Annotated in this window: 17 protein-coding genes; 12 read left to right on the forward strand and 5 right to left on the reverse strand. The window is 67.9% G+C overall.

Annotation, left to right across the window (positions count from 1 at the left end; translation table 11 throughout):
* Positions 1-5 precede the first annotated feature (5 nt).
* The 7 genes from OCT49_RS38745 (at position 6) to OCT49_RS38775 (ending at position 7,446) form a co-directional block, all read left to right on the forward strand.
* Positions 6-338, forward strand: coding sequence for a hypothetical protein (locus OCT49_RS38745; protein ID WP_283856874.1), 333 nt, complete (start codon positions 6-8; stop codon positions 336-338).
* Positions 335-2,389, forward strand: a complete 2,055-nt coding sequence (locus OCT49_RS38750) for a TnsB C-terminal domain-containing protein (RefSeq protein WP_283849824.1) — start codon at positions 335-337, stop codon at positions 2,387-2,389. The genes OCT49_RS38745 and OCT49_RS38750 overlap by 4 nt, the downstream gene beginning before the upstream one ends.
* Positions 2,386-2,961, forward strand: coding sequence for an AAA family ATPase (locus OCT49_RS38755; protein ID WP_283849825.1), 576 nt, complete (start codon positions 2,386-2,388; stop codon positions 2,959-2,961). Before OCT49_RS38750 ends, OCT49_RS38755 begins: the two co-directional genes overlap by 4 nt.
* A gap of 105 nt (positions 2,962-3,066) precedes the next feature.
* Positions 3,067-4,245 (forward strand): tyrosine-type recombinase/integrase, encoded by a 1,179-nt coding sequence (locus tag OCT49_RS38760; RefSeq protein ID WP_283849826.1) that lies wholly within the window; start codon positions 3,067-3,069, stop codon positions 4,243-4,245.
* On the forward strand, positions 4,242-5,273 hold the full coding sequence (locus OCT49_RS38765; RefSeq protein ID WP_283856875.1) for a hypothetical protein: 1,032 nt from the start codon (positions 4,242-4,244) through the stop codon (positions 5,271-5,273). The genes OCT49_RS38760 and OCT49_RS38765 overlap by 4 nt, the downstream gene beginning before the upstream one ends.
* Before the next feature lie 86 nt (positions 5,274-5,359).
* Positions 5,360-6,862 carry a tyrosine-type recombinase/integrase gene (locus OCT49_RS38770; RefSeq protein ID WP_283849828.1) on the forward strand — a complete coding sequence of 501 codons (1,503 nt, stop codon included), beginning with the start codon at positions 5,360-5,362 and terminating at the stop codon, positions 6,860-6,862.
* Positions 6,859-7,446, forward strand: coding sequence for a DUF6262 family protein (locus OCT49_RS38775; protein ID WP_283849829.1), 588 nt, complete (start codon positions 6,859-6,861; stop codon positions 7,444-7,446). Before OCT49_RS38770 ends, OCT49_RS38775 begins: the two co-directional genes overlap by 4 nt.
* 85 nt (positions 7,447-7,531) lie before the next feature.
* On the opposite strand, the gene OCT49_RS38780 is transcribed toward OCT49_RS38775, so the two are convergent.
* Positions 7,532-9,931 carry an AAA family ATPase gene (locus OCT49_RS38780; RefSeq protein WP_283856876.1) on the reverse strand — a complete coding sequence of 800 codons (2,400 nt, stop codon included), beginning with the start codon at positions 9,929-9,931 and terminating at the stop codon, positions 7,532-7,534.
* A gap of 314 nt (positions 9,932-10,245) precedes the next feature.
* Between OCT49_RS38780 and OCT49_RS38785 the strand changes: the two genes are divergently transcribed.
* Both OCT49_RS38785 and OCT49_RS38790 read left to right on the forward strand, forming a co-directional pair.
* Positions 10,246-10,716, forward strand: a complete 471-nt coding sequence (locus OCT49_RS38785) for an ATP/GTP-binding protein (RefSeq protein ID WP_283849832.1) — start codon at positions 10,246-10,248, stop codon at positions 10,714-10,716.
* A 98-nt stretch (positions 10,717-10,814) separates the two neighbouring features.
* Positions 10,815-11,918 carry a TniQ family protein gene (locus OCT49_RS38790; protein ID WP_283849833.1) on the forward strand — a complete coding sequence of 368 codons (1,104 nt, stop codon included), beginning with the start codon at positions 10,815-10,817 and terminating at the stop codon, positions 11,916-11,918.
* Here the strand turns inward: OCT49_RS38790 and OCT49_RS38795 are convergent.
* From OCT49_RS38795 to OCT49_RS38805, 3 genes are all read right to left on the reverse strand, one after another.
* Positions 11,879-12,778, reverse strand: coding sequence for a GNAT family N-acetyltransferase (locus tag OCT49_RS38795; protein ID WP_283849834.1), 900 nt, complete (start codon positions 12,776-12,778; stop codon positions 11,879-11,881). The genes OCT49_RS38790 and OCT49_RS38795 overlap by 40 nt on opposite strands.
* A gap of 676 nt (positions 12,779-13,454) precedes the next feature.
* Positions 13,455-15,962, reverse strand: coding sequence for a DEAD/DEAH box helicase (locus OCT49_RS38800; protein WP_283856877.1), 2,508 nt, complete (start codon positions 15,960-15,962; stop codon positions 13,455-13,457).
* A gap of 56 nt (positions 15,963-16,018) precedes the next feature.
* Positions 16,019-16,501, reverse strand: coding sequence for a hypothetical protein (locus OCT49_RS38805; protein WP_283856878.1), 483 nt, complete (start codon positions 16,499-16,501; stop codon positions 16,019-16,021).
* Positions 16,502-17,007: 506 nt separating this feature from the next.
* Between OCT49_RS38805 and OCT49_RS38810 the strand changes: the two genes are divergently transcribed.
* Genes OCT49_RS38810 through OCT49_RS38820 form a run of 3 tightly spaced genes read left to right on the forward strand, consistent with a single transcriptional unit; the run spans position 17,008 to position 17,906 of the window.
* The gene (locus OCT49_RS38810; RefSeq protein ID WP_502963526.1) at positions 17,008-17,244 is read left to right on the forward strand and encodes a transposase; all 237 of its coding nucleotides are present in this window, start codon (positions 17,008-17,010) and stop codon (positions 17,242-17,244) included.
* A 47-nt stretch (positions 17,245-17,291) separates the two neighbouring features.
* Positions 17,292-17,492 carry a hypothetical protein gene (locus OCT49_RS38815; RefSeq protein WP_283856879.1) on the forward strand — a complete coding sequence of 67 codons (201 nt, stop codon included), beginning with the start codon at positions 17,292-17,294 and terminating at the stop codon, positions 17,490-17,492.
* A 15-nt stretch (positions 17,493-17,507) separates the two neighbouring features.
* Positions 17,508-17,906 carry an integrase core domain-containing protein gene (locus OCT49_RS38820; protein WP_283856880.1) on the forward strand — a complete coding sequence of 133 codons (399 nt, stop codon included), beginning with the start codon at positions 17,508-17,510 and terminating at the stop codon, positions 17,904-17,906.
* A gap of 172 nt (positions 17,907-18,078) precedes the next feature.
* Here the strand turns inward: OCT49_RS38820 and OCT49_RS38825 are convergent, their stop codons facing one another.
* Entirely contained in the window at positions 18,079-19,218 is a 1,140-nt protein-coding gene (locus OCT49_RS38825; protein ID WP_283856881.1) for a mandelate racemase/muconate lactonizing enzyme family protein, read from the reverse strand.
* Positions 19,219-19,267 lie beyond the last annotated feature (49 nt).

Consider the following 19,267-nt stretch of genomic DNA (forward strand, 5'->3'; position numbering starts at 1 on the left):
CGAAAGTGACTGCACAGTTCGCCTGGACGAAGCGCATCTGCGCTCGTCGCGGCTGGTCCTACGAGACCTGGTCGGGCGGCGATCGGGCCGTGGTGGAGAACGTACGGTTCCTCGCGGGCTACCGGCGCCCTCAGCTGCTGGAGATGGACCGGGCGCCGGCAGTGCTCGCGGCGGCCCGGGGCCAGTCGACCATCGGCGGCATCGAGGCGGCCCTGGCCGCTCGGTTTCCGGCACATGCGGTCCGTCCGCTGGTGCTGCACCTGATCTGGTCGGGAGCCCTGGTCGCGGACCTGCGGCGCCCCCTGGCGGCGGCCACCTCGATCGAGGTGGCGTCATGACCGGCCGGGCAGTGACCGTCTTCCCGGGGGTGCGGCTGCTCTACTGCGGCGACGTGGCCGAGGTTGTCGAGCTGGAAGGACTCACGGCCACGCTGCGCAACGAGCGGACGGGTGAGTTCAGCACACTGCCGCTCGGGCGGTTGGCGGCCGACGCCCGGTCCCTGGGGGCGGGGAGTGAGCCGGAGACGCAGGATGGGTCTGTCCTGCTGGCGAACCTGTCCCCGGCCCGGCGGGCGAGGCTGCATGAGAGGGCTCGGCATGTCCGGGAGGTGCTGACCGGCTTCCGAGCCGGGCACCCGGACGGCGCCGCGGCCGACGAGCCGCGCCCGCAGTTCCAGCCGGATCTGCCGCTCGGGGACCGCACCGCGGCCAAGGCGACGGAGCTGAAGGTCTCACCTCGGACGATCGACCGGTGGGTGGCTGCCTACCGTGAAGCAGGCGAGGCCGGGCTGGTGGACGCCCGAGCCGTCAAGGGCCGGGGTTCGCGGGTGGATCCGCGCTGGGAGGAGGCCCTGCGCTGGGTGCTGGCCGAGTTGGTGAACGCCTCTACCCCCACCCGGTCCGCGGTGCTGCGCCGCACCGAAGATCGACTGGAAGAGGAGTTCGGGGCCGGGACGGTGCCTCTTCCCTCGCGCGCTACGGCCTACCGGCGCCTGGCGGAGCTGACGAAGGGCACGAGCGCGGTGTCCGGCAGTGCCAAGTCCCGCCGCTCGATCGCGGACCGGCCCCGCGGCGCCTACGGTCGGCTGCGGGCGACGCGGCCGGGTGAGTACGTGGTGCTCGACACGCAGGACCTGGACATCTACGCGATGGAGCCGGTCACCTGCCGCTGGGTTCCCGTCCAGCTCACTGTCGCCCAGGACCTGTTCTCCCGCTGCATCGTGGGCCTGCGGGTGACAGCGTGCTCCACCAAGGCGGTCGACGTCGCCGGGGTGCTGTTCGAAGCCGTCTGCCCGCCCATGGACACTGCGGACCGCCCCGAGCTCGCTCCCTATCACGGGCTGTGGGACCACGTGGTGTTCACCGAGGAGGACGCGGTTCCCGGGCGGGGGCTGTGTCCGCCGGAGACGCTGGTCGTCGACCACGGCAAGGCATTCATGTCGGCCCACGTGATCAGTGTCTGCACCCGGCTGGGCATGTCGATCCAGCCTGCCCAGCCGAAGAAGCCCACCGACAAGCCAACCGTCGAGCGCTTCTTCCGAACGCTGCGGGAGGGGCTGATCCAGCATCTGCCCGCCTACAAGGGCCCGGACATCCACAGCCGCGGGGAGAGGATCGAGGACCAGGCGTTCTTCTACCTCCACGAGGTCGAGGAGATCGTCCGCGAGTGGATCAGCGAGGTGTTCCACCGCCGCGCCCATGAGGGACTCACCGTCCCGCACTGGCCCCACCTGCAGTTGTCCCCGCTGGAGATGCTCCGCGTCGGAGTGCACCGGGCCGGACGGCTGCGGATGCCCGCCACCGCCGAGCTGGCCTTCGAGTTCCTGCAGGTCAGGCCGCGCACCATTCAGCACTACGGCGTCGATGTCGACGGGCTGCGTTACAACGGGCCCGCGCTGGACGGGCTGCGCGGGACGACGAGCCCCTACGGCGGGCGTCTGGCCGGGCGGTGGCCGATCCGCGTCAACCCCGACGACGTGCGGTTCGTCTACTTCCAGGACCCCGACGACGGCTCCTGGCATGCCCTGGAATGGGAACACGCTCCCGCGCTGAACATGGCCTTCAGCACCGAGGCCGCCGCCTACGCCCGGCGGCTGGCCGCCCGCACCGGACGGCACATCGATGCCTCGAAGGCTCTGGGAGATCTGCTGGCCCGCTGGGACCAGGGGCTGGTCACCGACCGCCGCGAGCGTCGCATGGCGGTGCGGCTGTCGGCCGAGCGGGCCGCGCTGTCCCTGCCCACCCTGCCGGACCAGGCCACGGCCACGAGCCGGCCGGAGCTGACGGTGGTGCCAGATCCTCCCCTCGGCGACAGCGACGACGAGGACGAGCTCTTCGATGCCCCGCAGGGCGAGGACTACTACGCCGATGCCTTCGAGGTGATCGAATGAGGCAGCCGCATCTGTTCAGCCTCTCCCGCAAGGAGGGCTGGCGCCGCTTCGTCGACGAGCCGGCCCGGCAGCGCCCCGCGACCCTCACCCGGCGCCAGCTGGCGGCCCTGGGCGAGGAGGCGGCCGAGGACTACAACGACGCCCGGCACGACTGGCATGCCAACTTCGGCATCGTGCAGACACCCCAGCTGGCCTCCGTCCACGATGCGTTGGACGAGATCGTCGCGTCCAACCGGCAAGACGGCGACCGCATCCGTTCCGCGGCCGTCATCGACGCCCTGCCGGGTCTGGGCAAGACCACCATCGCCAACCTCTTCGGCCGCACCTTCGACCGCCAGCAGATGCGCCGCCTGGGCCAGGTCACCGACGCCGGGCACGAGCGCATCCCCGTCTTCCGTGTCGGGCTGACCTCCAACACCACACTGCGGACCCTGAACCGGATGATCTGCGAGTTCTACGGCCACCCGGCCGCCGACCGCGCCAATGCCGCCACCTTGGCCAGTCACGCGCTCGACTGCGTTCTATCCTGCGAGTCCCAGCTGGGGATCATCGACTTTACCGACCGCCCGTAGTCCTGCCCGTGATGTCCGTCTGGGACTGTGACCAGCACGTCCTGGGCTTGTTTACCGACCGGGTCCGGGACGTCTGTCATGTTCTGGAGTCGGTACGGAGGACAAGTGGTACGGCACGTTGTGGTGGGGGACCTGAGGGTCCAGCGGATCGAGCGGAAGGACGGGCAGCGGTCATGGACGATCGTCTGGCCCGAGGGAACACTGCACGCGGAGGCGGACCGGTTCCTGCGTGAGCACGAGGGCTCGGGCACGCAGAGGACGTACGCGTACTACCTGGTGGACCACCTGCGGTGGCTGGAGCGCGAGTGCCTGGCCTTCGACACGGTCCAACTGCGTGACCTGGAACGGTATATGGGGATCGTCGGCGCCGAGGTCCGCATACCGCTCGGGGAACCGTGGCGGGTGGGCAAGCGCCCCTACGGCCGCTCGGCGCTGTCGACCGCGGCGGCCTGCTTGAAGGGCTTCTACCTGCAGCAGGCTTCTCGCGGCATCAACGGCGAACTCGGCAAGAAGCTCGACAAGTCCCGTCTGCCGACGCGGGCCGACAAGCGCCGCTCGTTCCTCGGGCACGTGAAGAACAAGCTGCCGACCAACCCACTGGCACCGAAGGGGCCGCACCGCCGGCACCCGAAGATGCTGCCGGAAAAGGCCAGGGAGAGGCTGCTGGGGACAGTGAACGCCGCCCGGGACCGGCTGGTTATCGACTGGCTCGCCGACGGCGGACTTCGGATCGGCGAACTCTGCGGGCTGCACCTGGTCGACCTGCACCTGCGCGAGAACGCGGCCTGCGGCGAGTGCCGCACCCCGCACCTGCACGTCTGCCACCGGCCCGGCAACCCGAACCGGGCCGAGGCCAAGACCAAACATCCCTGGCGGGTCGAGCGCGGGACGGTGACCGGCGGGCTGATCAAGCGGGTCAGCCCGGCGATGGTGCACTCCTACTTCGAGTACATGACGACCGAGTACCCGCGGGGCGCCGGGCACGGCATGCTCCTGGTCCAGCTGCACGGCGCCGATAGCGGCCAGCCGTGGGCTCCGGTCGGCGCCCGCCGGATGCTCGGCCGGGCCGGGAAACGCGCCGGGTTGGGGCTGGTGAAACCCCATGCCTTCCGGCACACCTTCACCTCGGCGGTTCTCGATGCCGCGGACGGCAACACCCTGATCGCCCGGGACGCCGGCGGCTGGGCGTCGGCCGCGATGGTCGATGAGGTCTACGGGCACGTCGATGTCCACGACCCGGTCTTCGATGCCGCGCTTCGCACGGTCTGGGGTGAGACGAAGTGACCGCGAACTCGCTGCTGCCCCTCTACACCGAACGTTCCGACCGCGAGGGCCGTGACAGGCTGGAGATCCTCACCGCGCTGATCAGTGCCCCCTTTTTCGACCCGATCTTCCGTGGAGTACTCGTCCGGGTTCCCCAAGACCACTCCGTCTACCAGTGGGGATGCGTCGTCGGCGCCTGCGAACGCGTCCGCTCCGGAGGGACGGACCTGTGCTCCAACCATCTCCGGCAGTGGGGAAAGGCGCGGGAATCGGGCACGACCCGGGCGGAGTTCCTCACTGCGGCACAGCCGCTGTCCCGGGCCGAGTTCGAGCGCGAGGGCCCGTGCTCGATCTGCCCCGATCGGCCGGCGGAGCCGCGAACCGACCTGCGGTTGTGCCGCGCCCACTACAGCTCCTGGAAGTACTACGTCGCCCCGCGCGATTCCGGGGCGGACTTTGAGCAGTGGGCTGCTGAACAGGAGCCCCGCGGGGGTTACGGCAACTGCAAGGTCACGGTCTGCCCCGGGCTGGCGGAGTCGCCGCTGGGTTTGTGCAGCTGGCACTGGCACCGTTACAAGCGCGACCGCCGCCCCGGCGGGGCGGCCCTTCCGGCCAGCTGGTGGCAGCGATACGAGAGCCAGGGACGCTCCGTCCCCGTCTCCTGCACGGACGAGAACGCCTTCCGCACCTGGTGCGCGAGGGTCGATCCGGCCCCGAGGCCGGGACTGGTCAACCTGCGCGGTCTGCGGCCGCTGCTGCGAGCCGAGATCCAGTACACCCTGTTCGCCCACACCCAGCAGGACCGGCACAGCATCTGGCGCCTGGACTGGATCCAGAAGCTCGTCAACCTCGCGCGAGAGCGCGACGCCGGCTCGCTGACCGACCTGGACTTGGACGACTTCCCGCGGTTTCACACCTCGATTGTGAAGAAGATGCTCCACTACCTGCGGCTGGTCTACTTCACCCCGAGCAGACGCGGGACGCCGGGTTCCTCGAGACCGACCACTTCGGCATCCGCTTCCCTCACCGGGCCAGCCACATCGACCTGACCCGCATCACCCAGCGCTGGCTGCGTGACCTGCTCTGGGACTACACCGCCGAGCTCATCCGCTCGCCCCACCGCCCACGCACCGCAGTGCCCATCGACGGCATCCGCCGGGCCTGCACCGAGCTGAGCGCGTTCATAGAGGTCGACGCCCCCGGCGGCGGCCACGACCCGAGCGCCTTGCGGGTGGAGCACATGCACCGGTTCATCGCCGATCAGCGCCATCGTGAACGCCACGGGCTGCCCTCGCTGGTGATGAAGGGGCTCTACGGAAAGCCGTCGACGGTCACCTCCGTCACCCGCACCGACGTGTTCAACGGCGTCCGCAAGCTGCTGCGGAACGCGATGGAGAACGGCGCCGCCGAACGGCTCGGCCTGGACCGCGAGTTCATCATCGCCATGCCATTCGCCGGCGGCGAGCCGCTGCGAGCCCGGCGTCCGTTTCCCGACGAGGTCGCCCGAGCCCTGGCCGACGAGGCCAACCTCGCCCAGCTCACAGAGCAGTACGACCCCGATGACCAGGGGATGCGGGACGTCTGGGAGACCATCGTGCTGACCGGCCGCCGCGTGAACGAGGTCCTCAAGCTGCGCTGGAACTGCATCGGCCGCTACGGCGGCCTGCCGATGTTCTGGCACGACCAGACCAAGGTCGGCAACTACGACACCGCAATCCGTATCCCCGACCGGCTCTACGACCTCCTCGCCGAACGGCAGCGCAAGACACTGGACCGGTTCGTCGCCCGGCACGGACGCCGCCCGACCGGCACCGAACGCGCTCAGCTTGCCCTGTTCACCAGCAAGGTCCGCAACCCCGACGGCGCTACCGCTCTGTCCTACCAGTGGTTCCACCGAAGGTTCCGGGAGTGGGCCACCGAGCTCGACCTCGGCCAGCTCGTCCCCCATCAGGCTCGCCACACTCTGGCCACCAGCCTGCTTCGGGCCGGGGCGAGCCTCACCCACATCCGCCGCTATCTCGGCCAGGTCTCGGACCGGATGGCCGAGCACTACGTCCACCTGACCAGCGAAGACCTGGAGAACGTCCTCCAGCACGTCTGGGTCACCGGCCCCGGCACCGCCCAACCCGGCGAACTCCTCGCCGGAGAGACCACCCCACTCACCCGAGAGCAGGCCCAGGCCCTCGCCATCGACCTCTCACGCCGCAGCACCCCCTCCGAGGGCGGGTTCTGCACCTTCCAGCCCGTCGTCGACGGCGGCGCCTGCCCCTGGAACCTCGACTGCCACAACTGCGACAAGTTCGTCCTCTCCGGCGCCGACCTCCTCTACTGGCGGCGCAAACGCGAACAGTGGCGGCTGCTGGCCGAAGGCGCCCCGGACGACGCGATCGCCGACTATCTCCACCGCTACTTCGAGCCCACAGCCCGCGCCATCGACGGCCTGGAGAAGGCCCTGGTCGGCCTCGGCCTCCTCGGCGACGCCCTCGCCCTTGACCTGCGCAAACCCCAGGACTACTTCCACCGCGTGTGGTCCACGGCCTTCCGCGCCGCCGACCTCGCCGACGCGGGCGACGACGAGCAGAGCGAGTACAGCGATACGTGCACAACCGACAACGACCCCGAGCAGGACATCGCATGAAGACCTCTGCCGTTCCAGAACCCCGCACGGCCGCCGCCCTGGCCGCCCGCCGCCACAAGACCGAGACCGCCCTGAAGCGGGTCCGTGAAGCCATCATCCGGCTCCGGCGTGAGAAGGCCCAGGTCAGCGTGACCGCCGTCGCCCGTCGAGCGGACGTCTCCCGCACCTTCCTCTACGACAATCCCGAGGCCAGAGCCGTCATCGCCTCCGCGATGGCCGAGGCTGGAGAGCGCCGGACCCAGTTGCTCGCCGACCAGGGCGAGGAACGTGAGGCGACCTGGCGTGAACGCGCTCTGAATGCCGAAGACGCCCTCAAGACCGCTCACAGCGAGATCCTCGCCCAGCGGAATCGCATCGGTGAACTCATCGGCCAGGTGCGGGACTTGGAGGCCGAATGGGCCGAGGAGGCCGTCCAGCGGATCACTACCGAGAACACCACCCTCAAACAGCGAGTCCGTCAGCTCACGGCCGACAACCGCAGCCTTGACGAGCGGCTCAAGGCGGCCCGCTCCAACCTCCGCTTCCAGGACCGCCGCGTCGCTGACCTCGAAGCCCGGATCGTTGACCCAGCGTCAGGCATCTGACCTCGCCTTCGCTCTTCCGGCCTCATGGCCCGTTCTCCGTCCGGTGGACGGGCCATGTCGGCGTACACGTGAAAGTGGCCTGCAGTCACTCCAGGAATCCTCCGTTACAGAAGGCACCATCCGCTGCGAGGGTCCGGTAGGTCACGCCTTCCCACCCGTTGGGTTGGACAGCGAGTCGAGTGGCGGCTTCGGCCGCGAGGTATTCGTGCACGAGCTCCTTGCCGCCAGCCTTGAACTGTCCTTCGAGGGTGTGTTGGATGTTCCTCAGGGTCCGGTTGGCCTGCACTGCGTAGGTCTTCGCCAACCCGAACATAGTGAAGTGGTGCGTGGCCCGGGCTATGAGGCCCTGCCCCCATGTTGGTGGCGGGGTCACGAAGAACTCCAGCCGCACGGGGGCGTCGTGAATGACTTTGGCCTGCAGCCAGGTCACGTCGTCGATACGGTCGAGATACGGGTGTAAAGGTGTGGTCTCAACCGTGGTCGGCTTTTGATCGCCTTTGATGTGGTTGCAGTCGCTGCAGGCTGGCACCAGATTGAGTGGGGCCACGCAAAGAGCGGGGAAGGACATCTTAGGCAGGACGTGGTCGAGCTGACGGACGGTTCCGTGCCCGCACAGGGGGCACCTCTCGTCGACGGGGGCGCCCATGAGCTTGTCATAGATTAGGCGGCCCTTTTGGTTCCCCGCATCCCGTTCTCGTACGCCCAGGTCACGGCGGCCTTGTCGTCGATGCCTGGAACCTTGAACTCGGCGGCTTCCAGGGCGTGCAACGTCTGGCTGTGGGCTGCTTCCCGGAAGCGCTCTCCTGCAGCTTCGACGGCTTCGGCCGCGGCTGTCAACTTCTCTTGCCGACTGGTGTCCCGGGTGCTGCTCACACATGCGTCGTAGCTCTCGCGGGCTGTCTCGGCGGGGGGCTCCAGCGGCCACATCAGCGGCTCTCTCCTGCGGCCTTGTCTGCGAGGAGGATCCGCACCAGCCCTTGGCCTCGCCGCCCAGCTGGCCGCCGAAGTGGGCAAGGACTTCTTCGTAGGTGCCATGGGCCCTGACCGCCCTTTTGACTTCCGCGTAGAAGCCGGACTCCTTCACCTCCAAGCCGAAGATCTCGTGTGTGAGGACACCGACGTTCTCACCGAAAGTCTCGATGGTGGGCCGCTCGGCCTGACGGTTGCCCCAACGGCTCAGTTTCCAGATGCAGGAGCGGGGGACCTCTTGGAGGACGACAGGGGAGTGGGTGGCGATGACCGCGACTGCGTTGCGGTCATCCATCAGGTACGACAACGTCCTGATGAAGGAAGATAGGAGCGGTGGGTGCAGGTGGGCCTCGGGTTCGTCTAGGAGCACCAGGGACTGCTCGGCCACGAGCGTGGCCAGCTTCGTGATGGTCAGCAGCACGATCGAGTGGCCTGAACTGAGTTGGCCAAAGATCCTTCGGGCTGCCTCTTGATCGCTCTCCGTGAATGTCTGTGGCGACTGCTCACGGAGGCGTCGAGCGAAGTCATGGACGGGGGAGGCGGCGAAATGCGGGTCACTGCTCAGAATGCGCAGGGCATGGACCCACCGTCCGAGCCGTCCGGCCGCCCAAACCTCTTTGAGGCAACTGGCGAACTCCGAGCCCAGTTGTTCATGTGATTTGGGCTCGCCGAGGTTGTTCCCAGCGCTAGCGAGCCCCACGTACGCGTACGTGGTCGCTGCGTGGTCGGGGTCGCCAACCACACTGACGAAGGGGTCGAAGGCACTGAAGGTGACGGAGACGACGTTGACGAAGGGTTCACCGTCCTCCGCGGTGGGGGTGGGGAGGTGTTCGATTCGGCCGGCATTGACGTCGGCGCGGTCAGGGTGGACGGCCGCTTGGGCCATGTTGCGCAGCAGGGTGGTTTTGCCGACTCCGTTGCGTCCGATCAGGACGTGAATGTTGCTGGACGGGGTGGTGCGGGGGGTGACCACGAAGCTGAGTGGCGGGGGCGGCGGGACGTCGCTGTCTGGCGCGGGAACGAGGTAGTTGAAGCGGTACTCGGTGAGCCGGGAACCACCGCTGGCGATGCGCTTGAACTGGGCCATGACCGTACGCTTCTCGACGCTGCGCAGCAGCGAGAGGGCCGTCACGTCGTATTGGAGGGCGAAGTCCAGACGCTTTGATGAGAGAGCGATATCACCCAGTCCGATGAGGATCTCCAAGCGTACCTGGGTGCCGAGTTTCCTGATGCTGTCGTAGTACAGGTCGTCTTGGCCCAGGGAGAACAACTCGGGCCTGCGGAGGGAGTCAAGGTGCTCGAACTGCCCTACGGGGAGGGGACTGGGCCCCGGTTCCTGGGCGCCGAGGGCGATCTTGACGCGGCCCAGGCGCTGGATCTGTCTGTTTTCGTCCCGAAACCAGAGGTCGTAGCTGGTCTGGTAGCCGTGGTCGTCCCCGGCAACTGGGACGAGGATGGCTTCTTGGGGGCCTTCGTCCGACGGGGACTGTCGATCGGCTTGGACCACGAATCGCACAGGGTCTCCTGGGAGCCACTCAGGGGCGCCGAGCCTTGACGAAGCGGATGCGGCGCCGGGACTCGTGAACGGTATCTGGTCCTGGGGCCTGGTAGCGGCGTGTATTCAACTGCCGTGAGTTGAGCCCGTTCATCAATACTCGGCTGAACTTCGGGGAGTACGCGGACAGCCGTCTCACGAGACCACACAGACGAACGACAGCAACTCTCCATCACGGACATGTAGTCTATGAATCGTCGCAGTTCAGAGCCGGTTTCCGAGCTCCTGCGGTCGGTAAACTGGACGACATCCACCTCCTGGACACCCGCACCCGCGTGGGCGCCGAGACGTCCGACCAGATGAAGTACCTGTCCGAACGTGTCGGCGCCACCTTCGTCTACGCCGGAGTCGCCGTCGAGGACTCGCCCCTGCTGAGCGGAATCCGCGGGGCGCAGCTGGCGGGGCGGTTCAAGCTCCTGTCCAACCCTCCCCTGGCATACGGGAGTCGGGAGCAGCAGGCAGCGTGGCGCGGGCTGCTGGACGGCATGGAGAACGCGCTGCGTCTTGAGCGGCACCGTCCCGGATCGCTGGGGCGCATGGCCCGCTATCTGCACGAGCGCACCGGCGGGCGGCTCGGGAGTCTGTCCGCGCTGATCCGCGAAGGAGCGATCACCGCGATTCTGGACGGCACCGAGAAGATCACCAAGAAACAACTCGATGCCGTCCGTCTCGACCATCTCGCTGAGCAGGATGCACGGCCCCCAGCCGAGCAGGCCCCGTCCGGCCACTCCCGGACGGCCGCCTGAACAGCACGTACTCGCCCCTGCCTCTTGTTCTGCTTGTTTGGTGGACGTCCCCATCTGCGGGCGTCCACCGGCCAGTCGAAAGCTGACCTCACCACGCTATGCCCCTGTCCCCACCTGTCCAAAGCCGCCTGGCCGCGGGCGCGATACGCACCGCGCCCCTCGAAGGCGAGACGACCGCTTCATGGATCACCCGGTGCGCAGCCCGCTACCACCTGCCCGCAAGTCCTTACCTCCGAGCCGTCCTTCAGCAAGAGGGCCGCGCCACTGTGAGCGGCCGGAGCGCGCTGGGCGCCGAGCTCTACCTCAATGCCGCGGCCCGCGAACGCGTGGCCGCCTACAGCCGCATCGAGGAGCAGGTCCTGGCACGCGTACTGCCCGCCTGGCCGCTCGACCTGGATGTTCTACGGCACCACACCGGGCCGGCCGCGCACTGGCAGTCCCCCACCACGCACACGGCCGCGTCGGTCATGGCCGGGTGCCTCAAATGCACCGCACCACGCAGCCGCGGACAGCAGGTATGGCAGTACCGGGGCCGGCACCAGCGCGTCTGCCACACGCATCGCATCTGGCTCGTCGGCGGCGAGGCGGGCTACACCGGACCGACCCAGATACCGCTCGATCACCTGGGCCAACACGAAGCCGCCCGCATCCTGGCCGCACACCGACGCCACCAGGACCTCACCGACCCAGGCGGCATAGCCGCCGAGGCGTGGCTGTGGGCCCGCGGCACCATCCAACACCTCTACACCGACCAGAAATTGATGTCGGGCACTGTGCCGGTTTCGTGGAACAAGCGCCTTGACGCCCTGGCCGCACAGGCCGGTCGTATGGGCAAGGTGTGGCCGTGGTGGATCATCGCCCGCGACCTGGTCACCTATCCCGAGACCTTCGCTCTGGCCGAAGCCCTCACCGCGATGACCGCGGACGCGGACGCGTACCAACACGCCGCAGCCGAAGAGCACTTGGCTGGCCTTCTGTCCGACGCACTCCGGACGAACACCGGCCCAGACCCCGCCGACGAGGCGGGAACCCTCGCTCGATGGCTCGCCCGACACGCACGCAGCGAACTACAGCGCTGGCTGAACAGCCGCCACGGCGACGCGAGCGCGGCACCCCTGCACGTGGCGCCCCTGACCTGGGCCCTCAAACGACACGCCGACCGTCAGGGCTGCGAGGCGGACGGGGTGTCCGGCCCGGTGTAAGAGAACCGGTACCCGGCGAAGTCGCCGACGTGGATGTATCCGAGGCGCTGATAGAGAGCGTTACTGGTGGGGTTGTCCGGGTCCGTGAACAGGACAACGTCCGTCGCGCCCGCGGCCAACGCGGCGCGGCTCGCCTCGGCGGTCACGGCGCCCGCGAATCCGCGGCCCCTCAGGTGGGATGGGGTGTAGACGGGGTCCAGCCGGATCATGCCGCCGACAAGCGAGGTCGTGGCTGCCATGGAGACGGGAGTGCCGTCCGAGGTATGCCAGAACGTGAAGTGCCGGTCACCGAAACGCGAGTCGACCCAACGACCGGCATCGATCAAATCGATGGAGGACTGCTCTTTGACATCCACGCAGAACTCGCGGCACCAGCGCACAACTTGCTCATGGTCTGTCCCGTCCGCGATACGCCCCTGTCCCTCGGGGCGGGGCTGCGGTGGGGTGAGCGTACCGAGACGGTAGAGGTGAGTCCGCCAGAAGATCTCCGATACTGCTCCTGTGCGCTGCTGCCATGCCCGTGCGAAAACGGTGGCGGTGTCGTGGTCCGCAATGACGTTCACCGGCAAGTGGCCCTGCCGGGTCAGACGGGCAGCGAGGCCATCGGCCTGCGAGGCAGAGAGCGGGGTAAGGCCCAAACGGCCACGCGGAGTGCGGTAGAAGATGGCGCGGACCTCGCCTTGTGACGCAAACCAGCCGAAGACGGCCGCCTCGGCCTGTGCGCCTGTACCGCTGACACGCAGCTTCTCGATGTCCGTCAACGGCGTGTTGTGGAGAGCAGGCCGCGAGCGCAGAAAGTCCCCGGTGTGAGCGAGGAAGACATCGATGTCTTCAGTGAGTTGCCAGTCATCCGTGAGCATGCTGCATGGTCCACCAAGGCAGTAGCCCCACGCACCCCTCCGTGTGGGTTCCAGCACACGCTTCATACCCACACTCGGTAGAGCTGACCAGCCGCCCAACCAACCTGCACACCCGCCACACCACACAAGCCACAGGCCTACGCGGCGCCCGCAGTGCACCACCAGGACGTCATCCCGCTGATCAGGAAAACTGACTCAGCTCCCATGGGCTATCACTCAGCCCATCTGAAAAACACCAGGCCACACCACCACCCAAAGATCAACTAAACCAAGCCCCGACAGCTACGCGGCGGTTCCGGCTCCGCCGGAAACCTCACGACTCCGTCGTGAGTAGGCGTCACTCCGTGACGCCTTGCCGGTCCACTCCGTGGCCCAGCGGCTCGGATCGCTCCGCGATCCGGCCTGAACGGCCTGCGCTCCGCGCTGGCCTGAAAACGCAGCAGCAAGGGGTGGGTGGTGTTTGACGCCTGGTCAAGCACACGGTCTTGCATGGCCTGCTTGTGTTCGCTTCACGAACTCCTGTGCTAGCTGTGAAGCTCTGGGGTCTGCTGACGAGGTTCTGGGCCGGCCGCTCTCGTGTCGGAGGTGCGGGCCTTCCGGGTCCGGAGGGCCTTCCTGTCGGTCTCTATCGTAGTGCTTCCGGGGTGCTTCCTTAGTCGAGTTGTGGGCAAAAAATTTACGGGATCTCTGAGTTTTCGGGGCGCTCCTCTTCGGCGGGGGCGGTGTCGGCTTCGCGGAGGATGCTTTGGATCAACTTGCTTCTGCTGTCGGAGAGTTGGTCGTTCTTCTGGCTGGTGCGGATCTTGCAGAGCCAGGGGCCGATCATGACGCGTTCCCCGTCGACCTCGATCCCCTCCCGGGCTCCGGGAAGACGGCCGTGCCGCTCGATGAAGGCGCGCAGCAGTGTGGCTGTCTGTTCGAAGGAGCGGCGTTTTCTGGTCTTGAGGGTGCTGGGTGTGGCGGGGGCGGGGGTGGTGGTTTTCTTCGTTGTCAGGGTGACGTGGTCCGGGGTGAGGCCAAGGCGGGCCAGGAGGTGGCGTTGACCGTCGTCAAGGGTGTTCCAGGTGGTGAGCTGACGGTGTAGCCAGGTGCCGGCTTTCATTCCGTCAATCACTGTGTCGCGGCGCAGTTTTGCTGGGTCGTGTCCGTCCTGGATGTGGCGGGCCAGGAGGTGGTACTTGCGGTGCCAGTCGGGTCCGTACGGGAGAAGCCAGTTGGGGTCGAGGGCGGTGAGGCGTGTGTGACGGGTTGTGGGGAGTTGGTCTTTGCGGGCCAGGCCGCGTTGGTCGACGAGGAACTGGCCGCCGGGATCGTGGGCAGGGATGGCGAGATGGCCGTGCTCGGCGTGGAAGGCCTCGACGAGGGTCATGTTGCCTTCGAAGGCGGCTTCGTGCTCGTCCCAGATCATGCCGAGCTCGTCGAGTTCGGCGGTCCAGTGGGCAGTCAGGGTGCCGCGGCGGTGGGCGGTGCGCTGGCCGGCGATGAAGGGGCCGAGGCGGTAGCCGTAGGCGTCGGTGTAGTCGACCGGGACCTTCAGGTGACCGTGTTCTGTGTGGTAGCGGGTGGCGGCGGCCAGGCCGGCACGGCGGGGTGCGGAAAGGACTGCGCCGGCCGACGGCCAGGCCAGCAGGTCCATCGCGCGGGCGATCGTGCCCGGGTCGAGGGTGAAGTCGAAGCGGAACCGGCGTGTGAGGAGGCGGTGGGTGTCGGCGTCCAGGCGGTGCGCGGTGGCCTTGCGCGGGGCGCGGGCAGCAATCGTCTGGTCGTGGTGGCGCAGTGCTGCGGTGATCAGCCAGAGGGCTTCGTAGGGGGTGTCGAGGAGGTCGGTGGGGTCGGAGTCGGGTGGGATGTAGGCGGGGATGATCAGGCTCGCGGTCTTCACATCGGTGGTGGGAGGTTTGCGCAGGGCGCGGCCCAGGGCCTGGACGATGCGGCGCACGCTTTCGGTGCGGGAGGCGAACACGATTGCGTCCACAGCTGGCAAGTCGATGCCCTCGGACAGTACTTGGGCGTTGGTGATCACGGCGCGGTCGGCGTTCGCGAACCGGTCGAGGAGTTTCGCGCGCTGGTCGGGGGTGTGGTTGCCGTTGATCGAGGAGACGGACAGGGTGCCGGCCCAGGAGGGGCGTTGGTCGGGTGGGAGGGTGCGCAGGGTGTGGGGGAACTGGCGGGCGAAGTCTTCTGCGTCGGCGACCTGTTGGAAGTAGACGATCACATGTTTGAGGTCGTGTTCGGTCATCGCTTTGAGGATCGCCAGGTGCAGGGCGGTCGTCCGGCGTGCGGTCGGGGCGAAACCGGTGTGCGCGTGGTCGGGGTCGGTCAGGACCGTGCGCAGGTCGGTGTCGGTGATGGTGGGGACCAGGAGCTGGTAGTCGGCCAGGACGCCGTCCTCGATCGCAGCCGCGTGGGTGTAGGTGTGCAGGCGGGGGCCGAATACCTTGGTGTCGTCCATGGAGGCGATCAGGGACGGGGACTCCCATGCCGGTGCGGTCGATGCGGTCCGCTTGGGGCGCGGGCGGGTGTCCGGGGCCTCGGCCAGGCGCGGCGCCTCCCACTCATAGGGCGTGGCGGTCAGGTACAGACGGCGGTCGGTGCGGATCCGGGAGGAATCGTGGACCATCGTCCATTCCTTGTCCCAGGAGCCCGCGGTGCGATGCGCCTCGTCGATGACTGCGAGGTCGAAGGCGGGTGCGGTGAAGACGGAGTGCTGGATTTCCTCGATCCGCGGGAGGGAGTCGAGGGTCACGAGCACGATCGCCTTCTCGTTCTTCCTGGCGCGCTGGACCAGCCAGTACGCCAGGTACTCCCCCGAACCCGTACTGCTCGCGCCCGCCTTGGCCAGCACGGGGTGCTTGTCCGCGTTCAGCGACGACACCGCCATCAACGCCTCGGTACGGCCGTCAGCGCGGGCCGCGGCCGCCCACTGGCCGATCAAATCCCTCGACGGCACCACCACCAGCAGAAACCGGACGTCCAGGGCCTCGGCCGTGCGCAGCGCGATCAGCGTCTTGCCCGTACCGCACGCCGACACCATGTGCCCGCGACTCCCGGGTTTCCTCAGACCTCTTACCCCGCTGTCCACCGCCGCCTGCTGATCCGTGCGCAGCGTCCGGCGGGCAGGCGCGAAAGCGTCGGTCAGGGGCGGGTGGCTGCCCGGGACAGCGGGGCTGGGGTTGGTGGCCATCGGGTGGTTCCTTGGGAGGCTCGGCTGAAGGTTCGCAGGGGGCGCGGGGCGAGGGGTCACTGGTAGAGGAAGTCTGTCCACCACACCTGAAGCCCGTCGACCAGGGCGACAGCATTGTCTGCCACCTGACGGCGCTGGACGGTTTCATACGTGGCGTATACGGCGTCAAAGGCCGGCCCGGGATTGTGGTAGTCGGCGGCAAGCCGACAGAAAAGGGGTGAAGGACTGAAGACGGTTGTCGCCGCCTCGTCTTCGTCCACCAGCTCCGCGGGAAGCCCGCCGTACACCTCGGAGGCGATCCAGCATGCCCAGTCCACCAGCCTGCGTGTCGCCCCCACGTCGGCCGCGACGCGGTCGAGCAGCAGCGGGCGGCAGTGGGGATCAGGGCATTCGTCCACCGTCGCGTAGAACAACCGGTCCGGCAAGGCGTCACCCGACCGGGCCTGAGGGTCTGACAGGTACGCCCCGGACGGCGGCACGAACGTGCGTTGCCGACGGCGGACCGTGGCCGCAGTGTGCACATGGTCCACGCCGCTCACGATTCTTTCCACGGGCCCCTCCAGCAAAGTTCGTTCCGGTATCACGGTTCGTCTGTCGGCGTCGCGCAAAGTCCGGGTTCAAACGGCGCTCGCGCTTATCCTCGCGTGTCCCCACGCACGACAGTGGAGGAGCGACGAACATGCCTCATGGCAGCGGATTTTCCGGTAGGGAGACAGACCCTCGAAAGCGCGGAATCCGCCCGCGTAGCTCTGTTGCCTGCCCTTGTCCTGCCGAAGCAGCCGCGAGAGCGCCAGGCTCGTGCATGGTCGTCAGGATGCCCACCGGGCCTGGAACCGCCCTTCTCCTCGCCGGCTGACAGCCAGGACGCCCGGCAGATCCTCACTCCGGCGACGAAAAGTGAGCTGTACTGAGATTCGTGGAGTCCCTGATGCCAGGGTTACGATCCTGGCGAAGGAGATCCACGAGCAACATGCCTGCACCACGTAAGTAGCCGGATGAACTCCGGGAGCGCGCGGTCCGCGAGGTCCGCATCACCGGCCGCCCCATCGCGCACGTCGCGAAGGACCTGGGCATCCACAAGGAAGCCCTGCGTGGCTGGGTCCGCCAGGCCGAGGTTGATCACGGCGAACGCGACGACCGGCTGACCAGCGCCGAGCGCGATGAACTGAAGCAACTCCGCAGAGAGAATGCCGAGTTGAAGCGGGCGAACGAGATCCTGAAAGCCGCGTCCGTGTTTTTTGCCCAGGAGATCGACCGTCCCCGGACGAGGCCGAGCAGGTGATAGACCGCCTGCGGGACAGAGGTCTCGGGGTTGATCCCGTCTGCCGGGTGCTCCAGCTGTCGCCGTCGACGTACTTCGCCCGCAAGAAGGCGGCCGAAGTCGGCCCGCCGGACCTGGTCGACCGCGACTTCACCGCCTCCCGGCCCGACCAGCTCCGGGTGGCAGACATGACCTACGTCCGTACCTGGTCCGGCTGGGCCTACGTGGCATTCGTCCTGGACGTGTACTCACGGATGATCGTCGGCTGACAGGCCGCGGACCACATGCGGACCGAACTTCCGCTGGAAGCCCTCGAGATGGCGCTGTGGAGACGGAGGACCAAGAAGGACTCCGGCCTCATTCATCACAACGACCGCGGGCCGCAATACGTATCAATTCGGTATACCGGCCGGCTGTCCGACATCGGCGCCTCCGCATCGGCCGGCTCGGTCGCGGACTCGTACGACAACGCGATGGCCGAGGCCCTGAACGGCACCTTCAAGGCCGAGCTCATCGAGACGCAGGGCCTCTGGAAGGACATCGACCAGGTCGAACGGGCGATCTTCCAGTGGATCACCTGGTACAACGAAGAACGCCTCCACTCCGCACTCCACTACGTACCGCCCGCCGAGCACGAGCAAGCCTTCTGGCGGAGCCAGAAGCAAACCCCGCAGTCCGCCTGAACCATCAAGATCGGACTCTACGAAACTTGGGGCGGTTCACCAATAAACCCCCCTCCCAGCGTCAATCTCGCGGACGCCTCCGGCGACGAGTGCGTCGGCCACAGGGCGGTAGCGGTCCGCCGGCGGGCGCGGAGGACCGCGACGACCTTCGACAGGGGTGTGGTCGGCATGCTCACGCCTCCGGGTCCGCGAACGCGGGCCGGGTGCCGTACTCCTCGACCGCTCCGGGGTCGAGGGACACGCCGAGTCCGGGGCCGGAGGGGATGTCGAGGCATCCGTCGGCACCAAGTCGCCAGCCCCCCGCGACCAGGTCGTCCACATAGGCCGAGCCGGTCTTGTACTCGACGAGGTCGGTGGACGCGAGCGCCGACGAGAGCTGCAGATCGGCGGCGAGACCGATGGCCGTGTTCCATCCGTGCGGGATCAGGCGGATGCCGAGGTCCTGGGCCTCCCAGCCGATCCGTCGCGACTCGCTCAGACCGCCTCCCTTGGTGGTGTCGGGCTGGACGATGTCGAAGGCGCGGCGCCGCAGGTAGGGGGAGAAGCTCTGCCTGCGGGTGAGGACCTCGCCGCCGCTGATGGGGACGGGTGAACCCGCGCGGAGTTCGGCGAAGCCTTCCAGGTCGTCCGGCGCGAGGGCCTCCTCGAACCAGGCGACGTCATAGTCGGCGAGCATCCGCGCGGTTCGCTTCGCCCATGCCAGGCCGCCGGGGAAGAACCCTTCGGAGCCGCCGGCGTCGACAGCGAGCAACCGGTCGCCTATCGCGGCGCGGGCGGCGGCGACGGTGCGCTCGTCGGTGGCGGCGTCCACCCGTCCGAACTTCCACCAGCCGATCTTGAACGCGGTGAATCCCTGCTCCACGAGTTCGGTGAGGTGGTCCGTCATCGGTCCGGCCTCGTCCATGAGCACCGACGCGTAGGGGCGCACCCGGGTACGGTGGCGCCCGCCGAGCAGCCGGCCGACCGGCTGACCGAGCGCCTGACCGGCGATGTCCCACAGGGCGATGTCGATGGCGCTCGTCGCGTGCGTGAGCGCCCCGCCCCGGCCCATCCAGAACGCGGTCTGGTGCAGCGTCTCGGTGATCCGCTCGACCTCCACCGGGTCCTGTCCGACGAGGTGCGGGAGCAGAAGGTCGATCGCTCCCCGGACGAGATTCTCGGTGGTGAACGCGCTTCCGATGCCCGTGACGCCTTCGTCGGTGTGGACGGCGACAAGCGTGTGCACGACATCGTCCGGGCGCAGTTCGTTCGACCAGCCACCCTCGGGAGTCGCCCCGCGAAGACCGCATGTCTCGACCCTGGTGATTCTCATGAGTGCCTCTCGTGACGGGTACTATCGCCGCGGGCGCCGACGAGGCGGG

The organism is Streptomyces sp. ML-6, from assembly GCF_030116705.1.
Taxonomy (GTDB): Bacteria; Actinomycetota; Actinomycetes; order Streptomycetales; family Streptomycetaceae; genus Streptomyces.